Source organism: Aromatoleum buckelii (assembly GCF_012910785.2).
Classification (GTDB): Bacteria; Pseudomonadota; Gammaproteobacteria; order Burkholderiales; family Rhodocyclaceae; genus Aromatoleum; species Aromatoleum buckelii.
The window spans coordinates 414,128-438,325 of record NZ_WTVH02000010.1; the positions used below are offsets into that span (position 1 = coordinate 414,128).

A 24,198-nucleotide genomic window follows, 5' to 3' on the forward strand; every position below is an offset into this window, starting at 1 on the left:
CGATGCTGGTCATTCGTCTTCTCGCCGTCCTCGCGGCGATCGGCATCGGCGCCTCGCTGATCGCGTGGATGCTGACCGGCAATTCCCGTTATCGGCGCTGGGCATGGAATTTCCTTCGCGCCGGCCTCGTCGTCGTCTTCGTGTTCCTCGCGCTGCTCGCGCTCGAGCGGGTGTTCCTGCCACTCGCGTGAGCGCTTCAACCGGCCCGGCTGCGGTCTATCAGTCGCTCCAGCGATTCGCGCAGCGGCGAATCGGCCGGCAGGCTCGATGAAAAATCGGCGAGGCTGCGCCGCCCCGCCTCCGACAGCGTGCGGTCCGGGGCCGGGCGCGGCGCTTCGCGCTCCTCGATCACCTGAACTTTCACCTGGATCGTCCGGATCGGCAGGCCGGCCGCGCCGAACTGCTCCGCGAGGGTCGGGGCGATCTGCTTGAGTCGCGCGGCGACCGCTCCGCCATGTGCCAACAGCACGAGGGTGTCGTTCTTGACATTGGCGACTGCGCAGGCGGACGCCAGGGCCGGAGGAAGATGCTGTTCCAGCACCGCCTGAAGTTTGCGCAGGCGCGCAGCGTGGTCGCGCAAACGGGCCAGCGCGTCGCCGCTGCCGAGAAATCGCTGGATAAGCTGGGTCATGGAAGTGCGCTCGCGATCATTCCCCATGGTAGGTTTCGCGCCCCGCGTCTGCAAGCGCCGCAAGGGCGGGACCTCGTCAAGCCCTTGCGGCGTAGCGTGACTTGCAATACGGATCGATTCCACCCACATGCTAAACTTGCGCCTTTGCCGAATCGTCCGACCCCACCATCCATGATCTCCGGCCTACTCAAGAAAATTTTCGGCAGTCGCAACGAGCGCCTGATCCGCCAGTATTCCCAGACCGTACGTGCGATCAATGCGCTCGAGCCGGAAATCTCCGCGCTGCCGGACGAGGCCTTGCAGGCGAAAACTGCCGATTTCAAGCAGCGGGTCGCCAACGGAGAGGCGCTCGACAGCATTCTCCCGGAAGCGTTCGCCGTCGTGCGCGAAGCCGGCAAGCGGGTCCACGGCATGCGGCACTTCGACGTGCAGCTGATCGGCGGCATGGTGCTGCACAACGGCAAGATTTCGGAAATGCGCACCGGCGAAGGCAAAACGCTCGTCGCGACGCTGGCCGCGTATCTCAACGCGCTCACCGGCAAGGGCGTGCATGTCATCACCGTCAACGACTACCTCGCGAGCCGTGACGCGGACTGGATGGGGCGAATCTACGGTTTTCTCGGCCTCACGACCGGGTGCAACCTGTCGCGCATGGGGCACGAGGCGAAGCAGGCCGCGTACGCCGCCGACATCACCTACGGCACGAATAACGAGTTCGGCTTCGACTACCTGCGCGACAACATGGTCTATTCGACCGGCGAGCGGGTGCAGCGCGGGCTGAACTTCGCGATCGTCGACGAAGTCGATTCGATCCTCATCGATGAGGCGCGCACGCCGCTAATCATCTCCGGGCAGGCCGAAGACCACACCGACCTCTACCTCAAGCTCAACCAGGTCGCGCCGATGCTCACCGAGCAGGAAGGCGAAGGCGACAACGTCACCAAGCCGGGCGACTATACGCTCGACCTGAAGGCGCGCCAGGTGCTGTTGACCGAACAGGGCCACGAGAACGCCGAGCAGATCCTGACGCGGATGGGCCTGCTCGCCGAAGGCACGAGCCTCTACGACCCGGGCAACATCCTGCTCGTGCATCACCTGTACGCGGCGCTGCGCGCACATGCGCTGTACCACAAGGACCAGCATTACGTGGTGCAGAACAACGAAGTCGTCATCGTCGACGAGTTCACCGGCCGCCTGATGGCCGGCCGGCGCTGGTCCGATGGCCTACACCAGGCGGTCGAGGCGAAGGAAGGCGTGCGCATCCAAGCCGAAAACCAGACGCTCGCGTCGATCACCTTTCAGAACTATTTCCGCATGTACGGCAAGCTCGCCGGCATGACCGGCACGGCCGACACTGAGGCGTTCGAGTTCCACTCGATCTACGGGCTGGAAACCGTCGTCGTGCCGACGAACCGTCCGATGATCCGCAAGGACGAGAACGACAAGGTCTATCGCACCGCGAAGGAAAAGTGGGACGCGGTGATCGCCGACATCCGCGGCTGTGTCGAGCGCGGCCAGCCGGTGCTGGTCGGCACGACGTCGATCGAGATCAACGAGTTCCTGTCGGGCGAGCTGAACCGCGTCGATCTGCCGCACCAGGTGCTGAATGCGAAGCAGCACGAGCACGAAGCGGAGATCGTCGCGCAGGCGGGGCGCCCCGGCGTCATCACGATCGCGACGAACATGGCCGGGCGCGGCACCGACATCGTGCTCGGCGGCAGCATCGAGCGGCAGCTCGCCGCAGTACGCGACGACGAGACGCTGACGCCCGAGCAGAAGGAGGCGCGCACCGCCGCGCTGCGCGAGGAGTGGAAGCCGGTGCACGAGCAGGTGCTCGCCAACGGCGGCCTGCACATCATCGGCACCGAGCGGCACGAGTCGCGCCGCATCGACAACCAGCTGCGCGGCCGAGCGGGACGCCAAGGCGATCCGGGCAGTTCGCGCTTCTACCTGTCGCTCGAAGACCCGCTGATGAAGATCTTCGCCGGCGAGCGCCTCAACGCGATCATGGTGCGGCTGAAAATGCCCGAAGGCGAGGCGATCGAGCACGCGATGGTGACGCGCTCGCTCGAGTCGGCGCAGCGCAAGGTCGAGCAGCGCAACTTCGATATCCGTAAGCAGCTGCTCGAATACGACGATGTCGCGAACGACCAGCGCAAGGTCATCTATCAGCAGCGCAACGAACTGCTCGAAGCCGACGACATCTCGGAGACCGTCCGCGCAATGCGCCAAGGCGTGCTGCACGACAGTTTCCGCATCCACGTGCCGGTCGACAGCGTCGAGGAGCAATGGGACATCGCGGCGCTCGAACAGGCGCTCGCATCGGAGTTCCAGCTCCGGTTGCCGATCGGCGAATGGCTCAAGGCGGAACCGAACCTCGACGACGAGGCGATCCTCCAGCGCCTCCTCGCTGCGGCCGAGGAGGCATACGCGGCGAAGACCGCGCAGGTCGATCCGACCGCGTGGCACCAGTTCGAGCGCAACGTGATGCTGCAGAGCCTCGACACGCACTGGCGCGAGCACCTGGCGGCGCTCGATCACCTGCGGCAGGGCATCCACTTGCGCGGCTATGCGCAGAAGAATCCCAAACAGGAATACAAGCGGGAGGCCTTCGAGCTGTTCGAGACCCTGCTCGATGCCGTACGCAGCGACGTCTCCAAACTCCTGATGACGGTCCAGGTGCGCACCGAAGCACAGCTCGAGGAGGCGGAGGTGCCACCCGAGCTCGAGAACGTGCAGTACCAGCATGCCGCTTTCGACGAGGCGCTCGGTGTCGCCACCGCTGCGGAGACCGCGCAGGCAGCAGCGCCGGCGGGGCCGAAAGTCGGGCGCAACGATCCGTGCCCGTGCGGATCGGGCAAGAAATACAAGCATTGCCACGGCAAACTGAGCTGAGGCGCGATGCGCGGGGAACTGCCGGGACTTGCCCCCGGGGCGCTCGCGTGATCGTCCGCCACGACCTGGAGTCCAGTTATTCCGGGCATGGCCGCCACGGTTGACCGTCACGGCGGCCTTCCACCTCGTATTCTGTTCCACGGAGAAAACCATGCCTGTGAATCTGACCGCTCCGCAGCCGTCCGATCTCATTCCGGTGCCCGGCGTCCGCGTCGGCGTCGCGGAGGCCGGGATCCGCAAGGCCAACCGGCGTGACCTCACGCTGATCGAACTTGCGGCCGGCAGCCGGGTTGCCGGGGTCTTCACCCTCAACCGCTTCTGCGCGGCGCCGGTACAGCTGTGCAAGCAGCACATCGCCGGCGGCGACGTGCGGGCGCTGGTCATCAACACCGGCGTTGCGAACGCCGGCACCGGCGAACAGGGGCTTGCGGACGCCTACGCGACCTGCGTCGCAGTCGGCCGCGCACTGGGCGTCGCACCCGAGCAGGTGCTGCCGTTCTCGACCGGCGTGATCCTCGAACCGCTGCCCGTCGACCGCCTGATCGCCGGACTGCCCGCCGCGCACGCGGATCTGCGCGAGGACGGCTGGTTCGACGCGGCGCACGCGATCATGACGACCGACACGCTGGCGAAGGCGGTGTCGCGGCAGGTCGAGATCGGCGGCCGCACCGTCACCTTGACCGGCCTCAGCAAAGGCGCCGGCATGATCAAGCCGAACATGGCGACGATGCTCGGCTTTCTCGCCTGCGACGCCGCCGTCTCGCAGGCCCTGCTCGATGCGCTGACCAAGGAGGCCGCCGACCTGTCGTTCAACAGCATCACGGTCGATGGCGACACTTCGACCAACGACTCGTTCATCGTCGTCGCCACGGGCCAGGCCGGCAACGCCGAGATCGCCGATCCGCTCGGCCCGGACTTCCACGCGCTGCGCGCCGCGGTCATCGACGTGTCGATCCGGCTCGCGCAGGCGATCGTCCGCGACGGCGAAGGCGCGACCAAATTCATGACGATCGCGGTTGAAGGCGGTCTCGACATCGTCGAATGCCGCAAAGTGGCGTACGCGATCGGCCAGTCGCCGCTCGTCAAGACCGCGTTCTTCGCATCGGACCCGAACCTCGGCCGCATCCTCGCCGCGATCGGCTATGCCGGCCTCCAGGATCTCGACGTCGGACGCCTCCGAGTGTGGCTCGGCAGCGCAGCCGAAGAGGTGCTTGTCGCCGAACTCGGCGGCCGCGCCCCGACTTACCGCGAGGAAGACGGTGCCCGGGTCATGAAGGAAGCCGAGATCACCGTGCGCGTCGACCTCGGTCGGGGCCGTGCACGGGCAACCGTGTGGACATGCGATTTTTCGTACGACTACGTGAAGATCAACGCCGACTACCGCAGCTAGCCCGTTTACGTAATGCTGCGGAATGCAGCGTAAGAACAAAAGCCCGGTACTGCCGGGCTTTTTCGTTCCATGCCCTTCCGATTTATTCCGTGTGCTTCCGACTAAAAAGTGAGTAAGATAGCGAGTAACGAGGAGCGTTACTCTCGTTCGGGTGTGAGTAACGCCCGGATTACTCACTTTTTGGACGGATACGTCATGCTCACCGATGCCAAATGCCGGGCTGTCAAAGCTACGGACAAGACATATCGCGTGGCCGACTCGCATGGGTTGTGCCTCGAGGTAAGGCCTTCCGGGGCGAAGTTCTGGCGCTATCGCTTCCGCCTGGCCGACAAACAGAACATGCACGCCTTGGGTGAATACCCGGCGATGGGGCTGCAGGAGGCAAGACGCGCGCGCGACGAGGCACGAGCGCTCGTGAAGCAGGGCATCAACCCGTCACACCATCGCGGGCTGGAGAAGGCCGAGCGCATCCTCGCGCTGGGCTCAACGTTCGAGACGGTGACGGCGGAATGGATCGAACACAAACGCCCGGACTGGTCGGCAAACTACATTCGACAGGTGCGTGCCCGCATGGCTGGTGACGTGTTTCCAGAGATCGGGCAGTACCCGATCGCCGACCTTAAAGCGGCGCACGTTCTGGCGATGCTGCGCAAGGTGGAGAAGCGCTCACCCACTCAGGCCGCGCTCGTCAAGACATGGGTGGGCGGGGTGTTCCGCTTCGCCGTGAACGAGCAGCTGCGCGAGGACGACCCGACGTTTCCGCTCCGTCGCGCTTTGAAACCCACTCAGGTGAATCACCACGCGATCGTGCGCAACGACGAGATCGGCGCCTTCTTGCAGGCGATCGCGGCCGCTCCCGGGGAAGCGACCGTGAAAGAGGCTGTCGGTCTGATGTGGGCGACGGCCTGCCGCATCAATGAGGTGACGGGCGCACGCTGGGCGGAAATCGATCTTGACGCGGGGCTCTGGACGATCCCGCCCGGGCGCATGAAGGCGAAACAGGAGCACGTGGTTACGCTCACCCGGCAAGCCGTCGAGATCCTGCGCCGGGTGCAGGTTCATACCGGCACGCTCGAGCACGTGTTCCCCCACCGCTCCGACCGGAAGCGCCCGATGAGCGGGGAGGCGATTCGCGATCTTTTCCGGCGCGCCGGCTACGCGGGGAAGTTCACGCCGCACGGGGTGCGCGGCACGTTCTCGACCATCGCCAACGGCGCCGGGTGGCGAGCCGATGTCATCGAGCTGTGTCTCGCGCACCAGGAACGCAACCAGATCCGCCGCGCGTACAACCACGCGCAGCTGCTCGACGAGCGTCGCGAGCTCCTGCAGTGGTGGTGTGATCTGTCAGGCCAGGCGAAGCGGGGCGGGACGGTGGTGGCGTTCAAGCGGGTGGCCGCATGAGCTGGGAGACAGATCTTGCACAGGCGCCATACGACGAGGACGCGGCGGGGCGATTGCTCGTGCACGCGGCTGGATTCCTCGAGCGGGACGAAGCGTTGCCCGGGCCGCTCGCGCTGCATTTCGCCACCGCGTTCCGGGCAGCCGCGGCCCAGCCGCGCAACTCGGACAAGAAGCACCCTCGCACCAGCACCCTGGGGGAGTTCCTCAGCCTGAAGGCCGGCAACCGGCGCGGCATCGGCAACCCGGTCGGCTACGCGCTCGCGGCCTCGCTGAGGGTGGGTTCCGCTACATTGATTTCGAAGGAGCTGGCCTCCGCATCGGGCCGGTCCAAGCGCGCCGTCGACGCTGCGATTCAAGACGGGAAGGATGGGCTCGAGAAGCTCAGGCGAGACGGCAAAGACACCGACGCCTTTCACGCGATGCCGAAGGCGCTGTACCCCGACTGGCTCTAGTTGAGGGCATCTCACGCTTGCCGCCTAAACGGCATGTCGGGCAAGGGGGTGCGCCGGTGAGCCTCTCTCACAATGGGGGTGTGCAAAAAGCCCCCTCTTCTTTTTGCATATTCTGAGCCTTTACGCTTCGTTCCATGCGCTGTTGTTCAGCGCGTCCCGCGCAAAGGAGTATGACCATGGAACAAGTCAAGGCAGCCCTCCGGATCCTTCGCCTGAAGCAGGTGAAGGACCGTACCAGCCTCGCTACATCGACCATCTACGAATTATCGAAGGCGGGGAAATTCCCGCGGCAGATCAATCTCGGTGTCGCCAACCGTGTTGGCTGGCTCGAATCCGAAGTCGACGCGTGGATCGCCGAACGCGTGAGTACTTCTCGCGGCAGCAAAGCGGCCGCCTGAATCGGCACACCAGTGAGTACATCTCTCAAACCGGCATTTCGCCAACTGCACCATTCTCGCCAATTTCCAATGTCACCAGAGCCGGTTCCAAAAGCAAAGGAACCAACATGACTGAAAATTCAACGCGTGAGTCCGTCTCGCGCTCCGACCCCCAGACGTACAACGGCCTTGGTCGGCGGCAACCGAACCAAGGCCAAAATGTGCGCTTTCCTCACAGCGCTACCTTAGCACAACGCGCTGCCGGGGGCGACCTTCTGACCGTCGCGGGGGGTGCAGCATGAGCGCGCGCCGGGAAGCCGCCCGGGCTGCACAGGCTCCGAAGCCGGATGCGCCCCTTGCTGAAACCGCTGCGGCAGCTAAAACCGAAGCGGCGAGAGCAATCGCAGCGGCGCGCCGCTCAGCCGCCGGTGCACCTGATCCGGCTGCTGCTGCCGGAAAGCTCCGGGCCACGGCCGAAAACATCACGGTCCTGAAAACCCTCGCCAAGATTCCGCTCACCAAGACCTGGTGCGCCGACGGGACGATCCGGCCGTACGACCAGGCGAAGCGCTACACTACGGCTGCGGTGGCGCGGTCCAGCATCCAGGGGCTCGCGAATCTGCTCGAGCAACTCGCGGTCGAGCCGGATTGCTGCATCATCCGCGGAGCGCTCGCGCCCGATGCGGTGCCCGAACGCCCGGGCCTGTATTTGCGCAACACCCGCAACTTCCGCGAGCAGGCGCGTCGGTTCGTGATGTTCGACATCGACGGCTACCTGCCTGACGGGATCGACTCGGTACGGACACCGCAGGCTGCCGTCGAGCAGTTCATCAGCCGGCGACTGCCGGAATGCTTCCACGGCATCACCTATTACTGGCGCCTTTCGGCCTCTGCCGGGCACCCGAGCGCAGGGGGCAAGCTCAAGGCGCACCTGTGGTACTGGCTCGAGAATCCGTACACCGAAGGCCAGCTCACGGCGTGGAAGCATGGGCTGGGTATCGAGGTGGACGTCGTGACGTTCCGTACGGTCCAGATCCACTACACGGCAGACCCGGTGTTCGAAGCGGGGGTCGTGGATCCCGTTGCGGTGCGCGGCGGCCTCGTCGATGGGTTCTGCGGAGACGAAGTGCCGCTCGTGATCCCGCCCGGTTTGCTCGCTGCGGCGCGGGAGCGGATTGAAGGCGAGGATCGCAACCTCGTCGATCCGAAAGAGAAGCCGGGCTTGATCGGTGCGTTCTGCCGCGCGTTCCCGATCGAAGACGTGATGGAGCAGTGGCTCGCTGACGTCTTCGAGTTCGAATCCATCAGCGACGGCCGGCGACTGAATTTCCTGCAGGGCAACGGTGCGAAAGGCGGGGCGTTCATCACGCCGGACCGTGAGTACATCTCAAATACCCACAACACGGATCCGCTTCGCGGGCGGGCGACGAACAAATGGGATTTGGTACGCCACTACAAGTTCGGGCACCTCGACGATCCGGACGACGCTTTCGACGCGGACGCGACGAAGTCCGCCAGCAACGAGGCGATGCGGGCGTGGGTTGCGACGCTGCCTGAAGTGCAGGCCGAGCTCAAGAAGGCGAAGGTGTTGGATGCCGAAGCCGCTTTGTCGGCCGTCGACCTGTTTCGTGCACGCATCGCCGCCGCGGACGTATGCACCATCGACATCGATATCGTTCCGGAGATCAAGGCAGCAGGCCTCGATAGCGGGCCGCGAGATACGCTGGCAGATGTGATTTCGAAACGGCTCAAGGCGCTGAATAACCCGCGGAGTATGCCGACCATAAAGAAAGCCTTGGCACCGCCGTCGGCGCGACTCCACGGGGCTGACCATGTCGACCTGTCACGAGCGGGCGCGCCTGCCTCCCTTGGCATGTCCGGGTTCCCGCATATGTCCATAACCGAGAAGGGCCCCAGCCTGAAAACGACGGTGGAGAATATCGAACATCTCCTGCAGGGGTACGGCATTACCGTGTATTACGATGTGATCAAGAAGAAGCCCGTGATCGTCGTTCCGTCTCTCGCCACCACACCCGATCAGGCCGATAACGCGGCAATCAGCACTGTCGTTTCACTGGCGGCGGTCAATGATATCAAGACCCCCAGCCTCGTCGCCGAGTTTGTCGGAACCGTTGCCTTTCGCGCTCCCCGCAACGTCATCGCTGACTGGATCAAATCGAAGCGCTGGGACGGACAAGACCGCATCTCAGAACTCCTCAACACGCTCGTCCCGCGCGATGGATTCCCCATCTCCTTGCGGGATAAGCTGGTGTGCCGCTGGCTGATCAGTGCCGTAGCCGCTGCGCTGAAACCGTCCGGGTTCCATTCGAAGGGTGTGCTGACCCTCCAGGGGGCGCAGAGCCTGGGCAAGTCCGCTTGGTTTGAGCGGCTGCTGCCGGGCGACCTTTCCCAGCAGTACATTCTGTCAGGCGCCCACCTCGACCCGGCAAACAAGGACAGCATGATAACGGCCCTCTCGCATTGGCTTGTAGAGCTTGGCGAGGTGGATTCGACGATGAAGCGGGACATCCCCGCTGTGAAGGCGTTCATCTCCAAGGGTGCAGATAAGCTGCGCCCTCCCTATGCTCGTACGGACGCTGAGTTCCAACGCCGGACGGTCTTTTGCGCATCGGTGAACCCCGAAGCTTACCTACCCGATGAGACCGGCAACGTCCGTTGGTGGACGATCCCGGTGGCGGAAGTCCGGTACAGGCACACCATCGACATGCAACAGTTGTGGGCTCAGGTTGCAGTGCGGTATGAAGCGGGGGAGCGCTGGTGGCTGGAATCGGCCGAGGAAGAGTTGCTCGAACAGAACAACGCTCACCATCAGCAGCGCAGCGCGATTTACGACACTCTCGCCTCAAGCATGAACCTCGAGAGCGACCGGGCAACTTGGCACCGGCTGTCTGCGAGTGAAGTATTGCACGCGATCGGGTACGGTACGCCGACGAATCCACAGGCGAAAGATTGCGGCAGCGCACTGCGCGCGCTGCTCGGGGAGCCGACAAAAGCGAAAGGGCGGGCTGTCTGGCTTGTCCCGCCGATCCAACGATCTTTCGTGAGCGTAGGGAGCACCGCATCATCGAGTGCAGGACCCGTCCCGCAGCCGGTTGTTGATGAGGAAAACTTCATCGGCGACTTCGAATAGGGCGCTTACGATTCACATCCACAACCGGCCTCCCAATGGCCGGTTTTCATTTGCGCCGCCGAATTGCGGGCTGTAGGTAGTGCAGGTAGGGCAAGGGTAGTGCAGCTTTTTCGACTGCACTACCCGCTGAATCCCAATAGCGGCGCGGATTTAAGGCGTTTTGGGTAGTGCAGGTAGCGGGGTAGTGCAGGTTCTGGAGAGTATACGTAGGGGAATATTTTTACAGGGCTTGGCATGCTCCATCACTTTTTTCTCTTCCTCTCTGCTTTCTTCCATATTCTCCACTACCTGCACTACCCATAGTCCTAGAAGTCAATAGCAGCAAGGGTTTCAGCCGGGTAGTGCAGCCGAAAATCTGCACTACCCTTGCCCTACCTGCCCTACCTACACTGCCCAGCCTGCAAAGCCGAAGCGCCGAACCCCCAAACACAAATTGCCAACGTAACGCCGACACGACAGTTGTGTGCGTCAAGTTGTGCAAATTGGGTGAGCACGACATGGTTGATGTCATTTCGCTTTCAGCGCCGCACAGGGCGTAGCCCGAAGCGGCGCTGAAAGCGGGTGGCGGCCTCACGCGGCCAGCCGCAGGGCCTCCTTCTTCTGCTCGGCGAGCAGGGTCATGTTCAGGTAGCGGTTGTCCTCGAGCCAGCTCTCGTGCGTTTCGACGCACAGCGCGCGGATCAGTCGCAGGCACGAATCGGTATTGGGGAAGATGCGCACGACATGGGTGCGTCGTTTGATCTCCTCGTTGAGCCGTTCGAGCATGTTGGTGCTCTTCATGTGCTTGTGATGCTGGCGCGGCAGCCGGTAGAAGGTCAGCGTCTCGCCGATGTTCGACTCGGCCCAGTCGACGAGCTTCGGATACTTTGCCTGCCACTTCGTGATCCACGCGGCCAGGTCGCGGTGGGCCTCCTGGATGTCGCGCCGGTCGTAGATCCAGCGCAGCTCCTGCAGACAGTCGTCGTCAGCCTTGCGCGGCAGGTAATCAAGGGCGTTCCTCAGGAAGTGGACGTAGCAGCGCTGCCAGACCGCCTCGCTCAACACTTCGGAAATGGCCTTCTTGAGCCCTGCGTGATCGTCCGAGACGACGAACTCGACCCCCGCGAGGCCCCGCTCCTTGAGCCGCAGCAGAAAGTCCTTCCAACTGCTCTGGCTCTCGCGGTGGGCGAGCTCGACCGCGAGCACCTGGCGGTGCCCCTCCCAATTGATGCCGATCGCGATCAGCACCGCTTGCGCGCGAATCACGCCGTCTTCGCGGATTTTCTCGTAGCGGGCATCGAGGATCAGATAGGGGTACGCTTCGTCCAGCTGCCGCGCGGCAAAGCGCGCCAGCGCCTCGTCCAGGCTCTTGTTGATCGCCGAGATGGCCGAGGCCGAGAAGCTGTGCCCGCACAGCTCTTCGGTGATCATTTTGACCTTGCGCGTCGACACCCCCTGCACGTACATCTCGGCGAGCGCCGCGACCAGCGCCTTCTCGCTGCGCGCATAGCGCTCGAACAGCGCGGTGGAAAACTCGCCGTTACGGTCACGTGGCACGCGCAGCTCCAGTTTTCCGATGCGCGTCACCAAGCCACGACTGTAGTAGCCGGCCCGGTAGCCCTGACGGCGGTCGGTGCGCTCGCCCGGCGCCGCTCCCAGCAACTCGGTCATCTCGCCTTCCAGGACCTCCTGCAGCGCCTGCTTCATCAGCGCCTTCATCAGCTCCGGATCCGACGCCACCAATGCTTCCACTGTCGCGCCCTTCGAACTACGCTTGATCGTGGTCATGGCTGCCCTCTCCACGGGGTTAAAGGTCGATCCGACAATCAACCTTAGCCATGGCCACCCGCGCCTTCCAGCCGAAGGCGCTTCTGCACACTTCTCAGCACACTACCGACACGACACCGGCAGGGCAAGGGCCACCCCGGGCTTGCGACATTTCCCGCGCGCGCGAGCCCTGAGCGGCACACTAGGCACCGACCCATCGAAGAAATGGCGCAGTACGCGCGGGGGAGCACTCGCCGCGGCTCACGTCCGCCGACAACGCGTCGGGCAGTACGCGTGCAAGAGCACAGGCGCGCTCGTGCTCACCCGCGGCACCCCATCGGCAACGTGAGCGGCGCCACCAGCCCCCAGCGGAAACCGGTGCGCGCGAGGATGTGTATCGAAACGTGGCGGCGCACACCCGGCGCTTCACGTTCATTGGATAAATGATTTCTATGGCGAGCTCAGCCCGCGCCGCCATCTAGCTATCGCCATCGGCCGCAACGTCAGCCGCAGCAACGCCGTGAGTACATCGCACGGTCGAGCGATCAGGACGTGAGTACATGTTGCATTCCCGATGGGCATGGGTTATGGAAACATTCGGTTACACACATACCGTGTTTCGATTAACGACAAACAGGGAGTCTCGCTTGAGCACCGCCGCCGAAACCATCAACCAGACCCACTTCGCCGAACTCCACGACCGCATCAACGCTATCGCCGACACCGCCCCGGCCATGATGGCGCGCTGCTGCGTCACCTCCCGGATCTGGCTCCACGTCCTGGACACTGTCGGTGTTCCGGTGCGCAGGAACCGCAGCTGGGTCACTGAGGCGGACCGCATGCGCGTGTGCGATGTTGAGCGCGCGCTCGCCACAGTGGATGCGGTAGGAACGGCTGAAGCAGCGCCAGGGCTGTGCGCTGGGCATCCCTGCCCTGCGGCGCATCTGCGGCGCGAGCGACCCGGTTCCGGTCCGCTCCCGTGCATCGCTCGGGCTGGCTGACTCTTCGACGATGTCTAACGCACACATCACCCCAAGGAGCCGCTCATGACCCCGTCGACCAATCCCGCCCTGGCGCCTGTCACCCTCTCGCGCGAAGCCGAAGCCCAGCTCGTTTTCTGGGCGGCGCCCGACGAATCGATCCACCCGGCCGCGACCGTGGCGGCCGTCACGGAGCTGGCCGCCAATACGCTGCAGAATTTCCGCGTTTCCGGCGAAGGGCCGGACTATCTCAAGCGCGGCGCCAAGATCTACTATCGAAAGGCGGACGTGCTCAGCTGGATGCGTGGCGAGGATCCACGCCGGCGGGCGAACGCGCCGCACTGAAACGCAGCTCTCTCTCACCACATCGAAAAGCCGGCCGAGCGCCGGCTTTTTTGCGTCTGCACGGTCCGCTCCGTGAGCGCACTTCACGGTTTGTGAAAACAGCTCACAGGCATATGCGTTTCGAGCGGTAGAAGCGTCATTGCCGCGCTGGGTATGGCATCAAGGGCACCCCTCGACCGCGACAGCCGCGAAGATCCGTCATCGATTTGATGGAGACCTACCCATGCCCGACGACGAACTCGTCCGAATGCCCGAAGCATCGCGCATCACCGCCCGCTCGCCGCGTGCGATCCGGAGCGGCGTGGCCCGCGGTGAATTCCCCGCACCGCTGAAGATCGGCGCCCGCGCCATTGCGTGGCCGCGGTCCGAACTGCAGGCCTGGATCGCCTCGCGGCCGCGCGCCGAGATCCACGGCTAAACCCTCCCGAGCCCGGCAAAGCTCGATCCCGCGCCACCTCACAGGAGCACCTCAATGACCACCGCCACCGTCGTCGCCAATCACGACCCCCGCATCACCGTTATCGTCATCTCGCAACCTGGCGATTACACGACCCGCGTGTCCGAACGCCCCATCGTTGCGTGGGCAGCGAGCACCGACGGGGTTGAACCGCGCTTTCCGGGCGATTTCGTCCGGTTTCGCGACGAGGTTCACATTCGATATCCGAATGGGGCGCTGTGGTCGGACGAAGCGGGCTTCGGTTCGGAAAACCTCGCCGACGTGCTGCGGCCGTTCCTCGAGGCCGAAGGCGGCGACGACAACGAGCCGGATATCCGCCTCGGCGGTCTCGATCTGTTCGACCCGAGCGAGCGAGCTGCGCTGCTCGTGCAGTTCCGCGAACACCTGACCGATGAACTGCGCGACGAGATCGACCGCGCCGCGATTGCCGAGGTGCTGTGATGGCGCGCCGCCACCGCACCCCCAGCGCCGCCGAGGTAGGGGCCGTGGTCGCGCAGGAGACTGCCCACATCCTCGCCCTCGAAGCGATCCACGACGCACGGAGCGCAGTACGCGAAACGGAAGCGCAAGCGACCGCGGTGATCACAGCCGCTCGCACACCCGAAATGCCCGGCGCCCTGACGCACAGGGTGCTGACGGACCTGGCGGGGCACAACTCGATCGAAGGAGACTCTCATGGCCGGACTTGATCTACTTGGCGGGCTCGGCAAAGGCCTGATGCAAGGCAGCCAGTTCATTCAGCAGAAGAACACCCAGGACGCGCAGTTGCGCAACCAGGAAACCCACCTGCAGCAGAACCAGGCGCGGCTCGACATGCTCAACGAAGAGCACGGCTGGAACCGCGACCAGCAGGCCGTGAAGAAGCTGGAAGCCGAACGCCAGGCGCGGGTGCGCGGCATCCACGCGAAGCGCTGGCGCGAGGCCGGACCGGACGCGGATCCGGTCGCGGTCAATGCCGGGATCTTCTCGGACCTGGCCGCGAGCGGCGACCTCGCGCCGGACCAGATCGAGCAGTTGATGCCGGCCGTCAATCGCTTCCGCGAGTCGGGCCTGATCGGCGCGATCAAGTCGCGCGACCCGGTGCGGCTCAAGAGCGGCATCGAGTCGATGTACGGTGCCGGAGCGACGTTCAGCACCGCGCCGGGCAAGGACGAGTTCGGCGGCAAGACGACGGTGTTCACGATCCTCGGGCCCGACGGCAAGCCGAGCGATGTGCTCACCGAAGCTGGGCTGGGCGCATTGGTTGGGGTTAGCGACATGCGCGACGAGCAGGAGCGCCAGCTCAAGCTGCGCGAACTACATTCCAGGACCGTCGAGAACCAGGCGCAGACCCGCGCCGCCGACGCCCTCACGCATCAACGCAACCAGGCACCCGCGCCGGGCACGGGCGGCCGATCGTCGGCAGCTTCGAATCCGACAACGGGTTTCAGCGCGAAGACTCGGGAGCAGGCAACGCGGGCGGCGCTTGCGCGCAAGGTCGCGACCGGCACGGCCACGCCGGAAGAAGCGGATTTGTTCTCGGTGCTGCAGGACGCCGCGGCGCAGGAACAACCCTATGTGCCGCCGGAAGCGAAGAAGGCGGGCTACTGGCGCAGCGCCTCGACCGAAGCCGTCGACGCTGAAGTTGAGCGGCAGCTTGCGGCACTTCGGACACAAGCCAGCGATGATCCTTTCGCACAGATGCAGCTGAAGGATCCGGCGGTCGTCGAGGAGCTGCGCCGCGACATCCGGCTGAAGCTGGGCGCCGGAGCAGGCAGCGGTGACGTGCCGAGCATCACGACCGGCAACCGCCCCGGCCAGGCGCCGCAAGCCACCGACCAGCGCGGCGCACCCGTCGCCGCTCCGAACAACCTCGACCGGTACTTCCGCTGAGGCTCAACACATGTCGTTCAATTTACAGCAGGCCCGCGCCGACGGCGCACAAGACACCGCGATTGCCGCCCATCTCGCCGCCAAGCACGGCTTCAACCTCGACCGTGCGCACGCGGACGGCGTAACCGACAGCGAAATCGCCGAGTTCCTCGCCGCGCGGCCGCTGCCGTCGCGTGCTGCCGCGCCGGTACCGCCGAGCACCGATCAACCGATCGCGCCGGAAGAAAAGAGCCTTGGCCGGCGCGCGCTCGAACGGGTCTCCGACGTGGGGCTCGACTTGTCGAAAGGCGTTGTCGGCGCAGGCGAAGCCGTCGTCGGCGTCGCGGATCTGCTGACCGGCAACGCCGCCGGGGATGCGCTGGCGCACGTCGGCTACGATCCGAAGCGGACGAAGGAAATCATCAGCTCGGGCTACTCCGAGGCGCGCAAGGCCGAGAACGCCCGTGTGCAGGCCGCTGACGGCTTCGTCGATACGGCTGGTGCGCTGCTCGAGAACCCTGCTACCGCCGTCGGGGCGATGGCTGAATCCGCACCGCTGATGCTCGGCTCCGCGGGTGCCGTGCGCAGTGCCGCGACGGGGCTGCTTGCCCGTGCTGGCATCGCGCCGGGCACCGCTGCTGCGGGGGAGTTTCTCAAGCGCCCGGAGATCCTGGCTCGGCTGGCGACGGTCGGCAGCGCCACGGAAGGCGCGACCGCGGCCGGCTCGATCCAGGAAGGTGCGCGACAAGAAGGCCGGACGTGGTCCGAGGCGGCGCCCTACGCAGTCGCCGGAGGGGTCGGGACCGCTGCGATTGGCCGGCTGGCCGCGAAGGTTCTGCCCGACGCGGACACGGCCGCCGGCACGATCGGACTCGGCGCAGGCCAGCGCAACACCGCCGTCGACGCCGGCAAGAAGATCGTCAAAGGCGCGGCACAGGAAGGCATCGTCGAGGAGCTGCCGCAGTCGGCGCAGGAGCAGGTGTTCACGAACCTCGCGACCGACCGGCCGTGGGCGGAAGGCGTTCCCGAAGCGGCCGCGCACGGCATGATCGCCGGGCTCGGCATGGGGGCTGGCGCGACGACCGCGAACGTTGCCACGCAGCTGCGCGCGCCCTTGGAAGATGCCACCACCGGCATGGACTTCACGCCCGAGAGCATCGAAGCGGCCGCGCGTGCCGCCTTGAACCCGGCCCTCGCACAGCAGGAAGCCATCCTTCGGCAGCGCGAGACCGACGCTGCGCAGCGTGGCGACCCGCTCGAGCTCGCCATCGCCCGACTCGAAAGCGACGCGGTCCGCACCACCGGGCGGCAGGAAGCGGCGCCGATTGATCAAAACACGCTGCTCGACCAGGCACGCGCCGCCGCACCGACGGAGCCGAGCGCAGCACCCACGGAACCGAACACCACTACGACCGAAGGCGCCGCACCCGCACCCGTCGAAGCGGCAAAAACCGACAGCATCGACGGCATAACGGGCCAAGCCGACCCGGCGATTCCCCGCCCCGCGGACGCCGCACCGGCTCAAGGGACCGGAACTGAAAACCGCCCCCTCGACGAGCCGCTCGCAGGGCGTACCGAAACGTTACCTCCTCCCGCCGTCGTCACCGTCGAGAACCTGCGCGATCAACTGCAGCGCCACCGCTGGGCGCCGACCAATGGCGTCTTCACCGACCAGGCGCCCGACACCGTCGCAACCTTCCCGTGCAAAGGCGGCGCAACGGTCGCGCTGCGGATCCTGCAAGGCAGGCATCCTGACGCTGACCTCGCGGTCGAGCATCGCCTCACCGGCTGGGCCGTCGTCGATCGCTCCGCAGCACCACGTGACGCTGACCTCGAGATCGAGCCGGCACAGAACGACGTCGAGAGCCGCCCCGTCGTCCCGCCGGCAACTGTCGGCACGGGCTACGGCTCGAACAGCACGGCACAAGGCGCGCCGCTCGACCAGGCGCCGGCCGATTTGTCGAGCACGATGGCGCCGGCCCTGCGCACCGATTCGCCGACTGTGCCGCAAGAAGCCATCCCGACGGCGCCGGAGCGCACTGCGGTACCGCAGATCCCGCCCGCGGCACTCCCCTCGCTTGATCACGGCGTGCGCAACATCCCCGGCCGCACGAACGGCATCAACGCCGAGCTCGACCGCCACAAGCGGGACCAGGCGAAAGCCGCGAAGGCTCAGGCGAAGGACGACACCGCGCAACGCAAGGCTGCAAAAGCCGAGGCACAAGCGCTCTTCACCGAGCTGTGGCCAGCGATGCAGGCGAAGCTCGGGCCGAAGTTCGGCGACAAGGAACTACGTGCGCACCTCGACCAACTCGTGAAGTGGGAGCCGTCGAAGTTCATCGCGCTGGCACGGAAGTTCCAGGCTGAACAGAGCGCCACGCCGGCTACCGATCTAGCACCGGCTACCGAACCGGCACCGGCTGCCGATCCAGCGCCGGCTACCGATCCCGCGCCCGCTGAGACACCATCGCCTGCACCGGCGCTGATGGCGAACGGCCAGCCTTTCGCATCGGCCAAACTCGCCGCCGCGAGCGCGAAGCAGCGCACGTTGAACATGGTGCCCGTCGAAGTGCCCGGCGGCTGGGGGCTGGCGCAGCGCGAAACGGCTCCGTCCATCGAGGCGGCACCCGCACCAGTCGCTCCCCCGGCCCCACGCAAGCCAGCAGCGCGCCGGCCCGACGGGCGCGCCGCGATCCTCGCCGCGATCGACCAGGCAAAGCAGCGGACGGGCGACCCGACGGCAGTCGCCGAGTATCACGACCTGGTGCAGCGCGTGAGCGAGGCGCGCCGGGTCGCAGGCTTGAAGAAGACCCCACGGGCGAAGGCGCAGGAGCTGACGAGATGGGCGGATAATGCGGAACAGGACCTCGCGAAACTGCGCGAGCGCATCGGCTTTGTCCGGTTCAAAAGCGGCACCTCACACTACAAGGTGTTGAACACGCCCGAGCACCTCGACGCCTTCGCGAAGAGCGTCCGCAGCACCGCCGCGTTCCGCACCGCACCGGCCGACTGGAGCACCGTCTATGACCACATCGAAACCCGACCCGGCACTACCGACGATCAGCTACAAACCGGACGGCACGCGCTGCGAGATCTGGCCCGACGGCTCTCGGCTCGAAGCGACCCCGGGCGGGGGCTTCCTGAAGGTCGAGGCGCCATCTCCGTACTTGGTAGCGGGCTCTTCGGAGGCTTCACCGCTGCCGGCGGAAACCGACTCGTCGGGCAAGTAGTCGAGAGCCCCGCCGACCTCGCCACCCTGGCGCAGGTTTATCGAGATCCACGCTTCGAGACGTTCCGGGTTTTCTACACGGACGCCAGCGGGCGCATCATCGGCGAAGCAGGCTATTCGAACCGCCTGCCGGCTGCGGTCTATCTACCGAACATCGTCCCGGACATCCAGCGCGACGCAGCGGCCTATGGCGCCGCCGGGTATTTCGTGCTGCACAACCACCCGTCTGGCCGCGCCGCCCCGTCAGCGGCGGATCTGGAGCTGACGCGCACGATCGCGGCGGCGGTTCCGGGCTTTCGCGGTCACGTCGTCATCGACCACAATGAGTTTGCCACGATCGACGCCAACGGCAGCGCGCAGACAATCGCCGCGCCCGAGCTCAACGGCGTCGATATTCACGCGAAACCGGAACTGGAACACGCGCTGCTCGGGACGAAGCTCGGCGGGCCGCAGGACGTGGCGACGCTGGGCAAGGCGCTGCAGATCGAAGGCGGACACGCAACGCTCGTGTTCACGCGCCGCGCCGGCGAAGTGCAGCTCATCGTGGATCTGCCGGCCGCGCTCCTGACCGACGACTCGACGGTCGGTATCGCGAAGCTCAAAGGTGTCGTGAGGCGTGCCGCTCGTGCTGTCGGTGCGGGGGGCTCGCGGTTCATCGTACTGCCGGCCGACGGCGACGCTCACGCGCTGCGGCATCTGCTGCACCAAGGCATTTTCACTGACGTGGTCCAGGCCGACGGTCTGAGCCTGCGCACTGCCGGCGTCCCGTTTTCCGGCGACTTTCTCGACCAGAACTTCAAACCCGCCGCGCGCGTTGCCGAAGCGGAGCCATACTCGTACGCGAGCGAGCACGAGCAGACCGCCGAAGCGCATGGCAGCCGCCCCGCCTGGGAGCAGGCCCGCGCCGAAGGGCGTACTAAGCTCGGGTATCGGCAGTGGGTACAGGTCCGCACCCCGGCATTCATCAACTGGTTCGGAGATTGGCAACATGACGACGACAGCAATAGCGCAGCAGATCCGGGAATGGCTGATGACCCAGCCGGACGACCCGAACAGGCCACTACCGCCGCCGGCACCCGCGACGCTGGAGCAGGCGCGGACAGTCGAGGAAGTCGACGCGTGGATCGAGTCGCGCTCGACCCAGACACCGGAGAGCCGCGAGTCTTCTTCCACGGGACCAGCGACACCATAGAGTCGTTCGACTTCAATCACCCGCGCCGCAAAGACGCGGGCTGGTTGGGCCGTGGTGCGTACGTCAGCAGCGACGACTTCATCGCCGAAACCTATTCGAGGGTCAAGCAGCCGGGCGACGCCGGGCCGAACATCCTGCCGGTGTTCGTCCGATCGGCGAACGCGTACCCGGCCGATCTGGAGCTGAAGCGCAAGCTGTCGCGTGTCTCGCAGGCGACGGTCGATGAAGCCACGCGCCGCATGCGCGCCGCCGGCTACGATGCATCCGCGCTGGTGTTCGATGACGGCACGGTCGAGCTCGTGACTTTCGATCCGGCGTCGATCAAGAGCGCGATCGGCAACACCGGCACCTTCGACCCGCTCGACGCGGACATCGTGCGCGAGGACGCGCCGGCCTATCGCGCACGGCAGACGCAAACCCCCGAGTTCAAGCGCTGGTTCGGCGCCAGCAAAGTCATCGACGCACAAGGCGCGCCGCTCGTCGTCTATCACGGCACCGCGGCCGACGTGACGTTCTTCGACCCGCTCGCGCTCGGCGCGAACACCAAAGCGGGCTCAGCGCGCCGGGCGTTCTTCTTCGCTGCCAGCCCGAAAGTCGCGTCCGGCTACGCGATGCTGTCCCAGTCGCGCCCGTCGCTGGGCGTGGCGATCCTGAAGAACGCGGCCCAAAGCGACACGCTGTCGGAGAACCTGCGCCGGTTGATCGCGCAGAAACTCGACACACCGACACCGGCCGAGCAGGCCGAAGCCGCCGAGTGGTCCGGCTACACCGGCGACACGCTGGCCGATCCGGTGAAAGGCCCCAACGTGCTGCCGCTGTACCTGTCGCTGCAGAACCCGCTCGTGGTCGATTACCAGGGCAACGAGTACCGCGAGCAGAGCTTCGGCGCGGTGGTGGCGAAGGCAAAAGCGGCCGGCCATGACGGCGTGATCTTCCGTAACGCCGAAGATTCGATGCACAAGGATTACGCCGAGATCAGCGACATCTTCGCCGTGTTCAAGCCGGAGCAGATCAAGAGTGCGACCGGCAACTCCGGGGCGTTCGGCGTGGCCGAGCGGGACATCACGCGCGAACCGAGCATCGACTACGGCAGCCAGAACGAGAAGCGCCCCGACCGGTCAGAGGCCGAACCCGCATGGCGTACGAGCTCGAAGGTGGCGGGTCAGGGCGCAGAGCCGAATGTGCCACGGGTCGGGCAGCAGGGGCAGCCTTACAACCCCGCGCGTCCGGCGCTACCTGAGGAGACGCTCGCCCGTCGCCTTCAACGCCGCTGGCAGGACAAGCTCGGCCGCTTCACCGTCATCCAGGATTGGCTGAAGGCGCAGGGCGTGACGCTCTCCGAACAAGCCGACGTGTTCCGCGCCGAGGAACGCATGCACGGCCGGACCGCTACGCAGGTCGAGGACTTCCGCACCCTTCGCGTGCAACCGCTCATCCAGGACATCCGCAAGGCCGGGTTCACGATGGCGGAGGTCGCCGATTTTCTCCACGCGCAGCACGCTGAGGAGCGCAATGCGCAGATCGCGAAGCTCAACAGCGAGATGCCCGACGGCGGCAGCGGCATGACGACCGCGGAGGCGCAGGCGAAGCTCGCGCAGTACCGCCAGCGGCCGGAGCTCGTGCGCCTGGCCAATCAGCTGCGGGCGATCACCGACGACTCGCGCCGCCTGTTGCTCGACGCCGGCATCCTCACGCAGGAGATGTCTGACGCCTGGACCGCGGCTTACCAGCACTACATACCGCTGAAAGGCGGCCCCGAGGAGGATGCAGCGAACCAGGGCACCGGCCGAGGCCTGACCGTGAAGCAGAAGGTCAAGCGCGCGCTGGGCCACGGAGCGCGCGACGAATGGATCATCGAGAACATCCTGCGTGACCACGAGCGGGCGATCCTGCAGGTCGAGAAAAACCGCGTCGGGCAGCACTTGTTGCAGCTCGCGATCGAGGCCGCGAACGAAGACCTGATCACCATCGGCCAGCCGGTGCGCCGCAAGGTGCTGCGCGATGCGAAGGCCTATGCGGTGAGCTACCGCGGCGCCACCGTCGAGACGTTCCACAACCTCGCCGATGCGCAGCGCTACGTCGGGCAGGAGGCGTTGAAGCGGGGCCGCAGCGCGAAGGATTTCAACATCGCCACGAGCCACGATCTGGACGTCGTGATGATGCCCAGCCCCGTGCTCGATCCGAGCGAGACGCAGGTGTATGTGAAGGGCCACGCGGTGCGCGTGCAGTTCAAGGATGAGCTGCTCGCCCGCGCCTGGAACGCGCAGGGCGCCGAGCACATGAACATGATTTTCCGCAGCGCGCGGATGATCAACACCTGGCTGTCGAAGGCCTACACCGGGTACAACGTCGAATTCATATCGACGAACATCATCCGCGACTTCACGACGGGCGTGATCAACCTGACCGGCGAGGAAGGCGCCGCGTTCACCGCACGCACCGTCGCGAACTACCCGAAGGCGATGGGCGAACTGTTGCGCTACGCCTTTACCGGCAACGCGTCGAACTGGATCCGCCAGTACCGCGCCGATGGCGGATCGACCGGCGCCGCGTACCTCTCCGACCTCGAGCGCGTCGGGCGCGACGTCCAGGCGGCCTACGACGAGTACGCCGGCCTGCTCGAGACGGCGCGCCACGGCGGACCGCTGCGGGCCGCGCGTGTCGCAGGCCGCAAGACCGTCGGCGCCTTCGTCGGCTGGGTCGAGAAGCTCAACCAGGCCGGCGAGAACAGCATGCGCCTGGCCGCGTATCGCACTGCCGTCGAGATGGGCCAGACCCGTGCACAGGCTGCCGCGCTGGCGAAGAACAGCACTGTGAATTTCAATCGCAGCGGAGAATTGGGGCCGATGCTGGGCGCGATGTATCTGTTCTTCAACCCGGCGGTGCAGGGCTCGGCGTCGATCGCTCATGCGCTGTTCAAGGGCAAGCACAAGCACCAGGCCCAGGCGCTGACCGCGGGGCTGGTCGGACTCGGCTACCTGATAGCCATGACCCGCGGCGGCGGCGACGAGGACGAATACGAGAGGCTCGGCGAATTCACCAAGGAGCGCCACGCCACGATCTGGACGGGCACGGGCTGGGCGAAAATTCCAATCGCGTACGGCTACGGCTTTTTCTTCACGCTCGGCCGCAAGCTGCACGAACTGCAGGCCGGCGAAGATCCGGCGAAGATCGCTCTGCACCTCGCCTCGAACTTCGTTTCCGAGTTCAGCGTGTGGGGCGCCGCGGCGGATGCGGACGGGGACGAGAAGAACGTGCTCTTCCTGCTGCCGACCGTCGCGCAGATCATCGCCTCGCCGATCGCCAACCGCACCGGCCTGAACGCGCCGATCTACCCGGAAAGCAAGTTCGACGAGAGCCGCCCGGACAACCTCAAGCTGTGGCGCGCGACGGTCGGCACGGTCTGGCAGCGCAGCGCCGAGACGCTGAACGCGATCACGGGCGGCAGCGCGGTCGAAAAGGGCTGGCTCGACGTGAGCCCCGAGACCATGCGCTACTTGTGGGGCACGGCAACCGGCGGCACCGGGCGGTTCTTCGTCGATAGCGCGGCCTTGGTGAAGAACACCGCTGCCGACGGGCTCCCGCTCGCCGACGTCGAGAGCCGGGAGGTTCCGATCGTGCGCAAGTTCGTGCAGACGGCCGGCGACATCCGGGGCACCAGGGCGCGGTTCTGGAAGTACGCCGAGGAAGCAACGGACGCGATGGACGCGTTCCGGCGCGCCGTGAAGGTCGAGGACCACGCCCAGCGGCACAGCCTGCAGTCGAGGATCCAGCACGAACAGGCCGAACTGCTCGGGCTCGGCAAAGCCGTCGACAGCTACAGCAAAGCCATCTCTGCCCAGCGCGACGCGATCGACGCGGTCCGGGCCGACGAGTCGAAGAGCCTGGCGTATCGGCGCAACCTGATCCGCACGATGGAGCGCGACGAGGCCAAGCTCTATGACGACTTTGTCGCACGGTTCAAGCAGCAGGATGCGAAGCGCCAGCAAAGGCTCGCCGCTGGCAGCAGGTAGCCCGACAAGGGGGTGTCCGCACCGTGAGGGCGCCCCCTCACTCCCATCGCCCGGAAAATCCGCTATGTCCGCCGGCGCGCGTCCGGCA

General features: G+C 65.8%; 16 protein-coding genes. 14 read left to right on the forward strand and 2 right to left on the reverse strand.

Annotated elements, in window-relative coordinates; all coding sequences use genetic code 11:
- The first annotated feature begins 2 nt into the window (after nucleotides 1-2).
- Nucleotides 3-191: a hypothetical protein gene (locus GO608_RS12625; RefSeq protein WP_169200030.1), complete on the forward strand. Its 189-nt coding sequence runs from the start codon at nucleotides 3-5 to the stop codon at nucleotides 189-191.
- A 5-nt stretch (nucleotides 192-196) separates the two neighbouring features.
- On the opposite strand, the gene GO608_RS12630 is transcribed toward GO608_RS12625, so the two are convergent.
- Nucleotides 197-631 carry a DciA family protein gene (locus GO608_RS12630; protein WP_169200031.1) on the reverse strand — a complete coding sequence of 145 codons (435 nt, stop codon included), beginning with the start codon at nucleotides 629-631 and terminating at the stop codon, nucleotides 197-199.
- 171 nt (nucleotides 632-802) lie between these two features.
- On the opposite strand from GO608_RS12630, the gene secA reads away from it, so the two are divergent.
- The 6 genes from secA to GO608_RS12660 all read left to right on the forward strand — a co-directional run bounded on the left by secA (nucleotide 803) and on the right by GO608_RS12660 (nucleotide 10,297).
- Complete coding sequence (gene secA / locus GO608_RS12635; protein WP_169200032.1) at nucleotides 803-3,526, forward strand: preprotein translocase subunit SecA; 2,724 nt, start codon at nucleotides 803-805, stop codon at nucleotides 3,524-3,526.
- Between the two features lie 151 nt (nucleotides 3,527-3,677).
- Complete coding sequence (argJ, locus tag GO608_RS12640) at nucleotides 3,678-4,916, forward strand: bifunctional glutamate N-acetyltransferase/amino-acid acetyltransferase ArgJ (RefSeq protein ID WP_169200033.1); 1,239 nt, start codon at nucleotides 3,678-3,680, stop codon at nucleotides 4,914-4,916.
- Nucleotides 4,917-5,111: 195 nt separating this feature from the next.
- Nucleotides 5,112-6,317 carry a tyrosine-type recombinase/integrase gene (locus tag GO608_RS12645; RefSeq protein WP_281505732.1) on the forward strand — a complete coding sequence of 402 codons (1,206 nt, stop codon included), beginning with the start codon at nucleotides 5,112-5,114 and terminating at the stop codon, nucleotides 6,315-6,317.
- On the forward strand, nucleotides 6,314-6,769 hold the full coding sequence (locus GO608_RS12650; RefSeq protein ID WP_169200035.1) for a hypothetical protein: 456 nt from the start codon (nucleotides 6,314-6,316) through the stop codon (nucleotides 6,767-6,769). The genes GO608_RS12645 and GO608_RS12650 overlap by 4 nt, the downstream gene beginning before the upstream one ends.
- A gap of 176 nt (nucleotides 6,770-6,945) precedes the next feature.
- Complete coding sequence (locus GO608_RS12655; protein ID WP_169200036.1) at nucleotides 6,946-7,167, forward strand: helix-turn-helix transcriptional regulator; 222 nt, start codon at nucleotides 6,946-6,948, stop codon at nucleotides 7,165-7,167.
- A gap of 277 nt (nucleotides 7,168-7,444) precedes the next feature.
- Nucleotides 7,445-10,297 carry a VapE domain-containing protein gene (locus GO608_RS12660; protein WP_169200037.1) on the forward strand — a complete coding sequence of 951 codons (2,853 nt, stop codon included), beginning with the start codon at nucleotides 7,445-7,447 and terminating at the stop codon, nucleotides 10,295-10,297.
- 570 nt (nucleotides 10,298-10,867) lie between these two features.
- Here GO608_RS12660 and GO608_RS12665 read toward each other — a convergent pair.
- Nucleotides 10,868-12,064: an IS256 family transposase gene (locus GO608_RS12665; protein ID WP_169200660.1), complete on the reverse strand. Its 1,197-nt coding sequence runs from the start codon at nucleotides 12,062-12,064 to the stop codon at nucleotides 10,868-10,870.
- Between the two features lie 626 nt (nucleotides 12,065-12,690).
- Between GO608_RS12665 and GO608_RS12670 the strand changes: the two genes are divergently transcribed.
- The 7 genes from GO608_RS12670 to GO608_RS12700 all read left to right on the forward strand — a co-directional run bounded on the left by GO608_RS12670 (nucleotide 12,691) and on the right by GO608_RS12700 (nucleotide 24,110).
- The gene (locus GO608_RS12670) at nucleotides 12,691-13,044 is read left to right on the forward strand and encodes a hypothetical protein (protein ID WP_169200456.1); all 354 of its coding nucleotides are present in this window, start codon (nucleotides 12,691-12,693) and stop codon (nucleotides 13,042-13,044) included.
- Nucleotides 13,045-13,089: 45 nt separating this feature from the next.
- The gene (locus GO608_RS12675; protein ID WP_169200455.1) at nucleotides 13,090-13,368 is read left to right on the forward strand and encodes a MerR family transcriptional regulator; all 279 of its coding nucleotides are present in this window, start codon (nucleotides 13,090-13,092) and stop codon (nucleotides 13,366-13,368) included.
- A gap of 223 nt (nucleotides 13,369-13,591) precedes the next feature.
- Entirely contained in the window at nucleotides 13,592-13,786 is a 195-nt protein-coding gene (locus GO608_RS12680) for a helix-turn-helix transcriptional regulator (protein ID WP_169200454.1), read from the forward strand.
- A 54-nt stretch (nucleotides 13,787-13,840) separates the two neighbouring features.
- Nucleotides 13,841-14,266: a hypothetical protein gene (locus GO608_RS12685; RefSeq protein ID WP_169200453.1), complete on the forward strand. Its 426-nt coding sequence runs from the start codon at nucleotides 13,841-13,843 to the stop codon at nucleotides 14,264-14,266.
- Complete coding sequence (locus GO608_RS12690) at nucleotides 14,266-14,514, forward strand: hypothetical protein (RefSeq protein ID WP_169200452.1); 249 nt, start codon at nucleotides 14,266-14,268, stop codon at nucleotides 14,512-14,514. Before GO608_RS12685 ends, GO608_RS12690 begins: the two co-directional genes overlap by 1 nt.
- Nucleotides 14,501-15,697 carry a hypothetical protein gene (locus GO608_RS12695; RefSeq protein WP_169200451.1) on the forward strand — a complete coding sequence of 399 codons (1,197 nt, stop codon included), beginning with the start codon at nucleotides 14,501-14,503 and terminating at the stop codon, nucleotides 15,695-15,697. The genes GO608_RS12690 and GO608_RS12695 overlap by 14 nt, the downstream gene beginning before the upstream one ends.
- Nucleotides 15,698-15,707: 10 nt before the next feature.
- Nucleotides 15,708-24,110, forward strand: coding sequence for an ADP-ribosyltransferase-containing protein (locus GO608_RS12700; RefSeq protein ID WP_169200450.1), 8,403 nt, complete (start codon nucleotides 15,708-15,710; stop codon nucleotides 24,108-24,110).
- Nucleotides 24,111-24,198 lie beyond the last annotated feature (88 nt).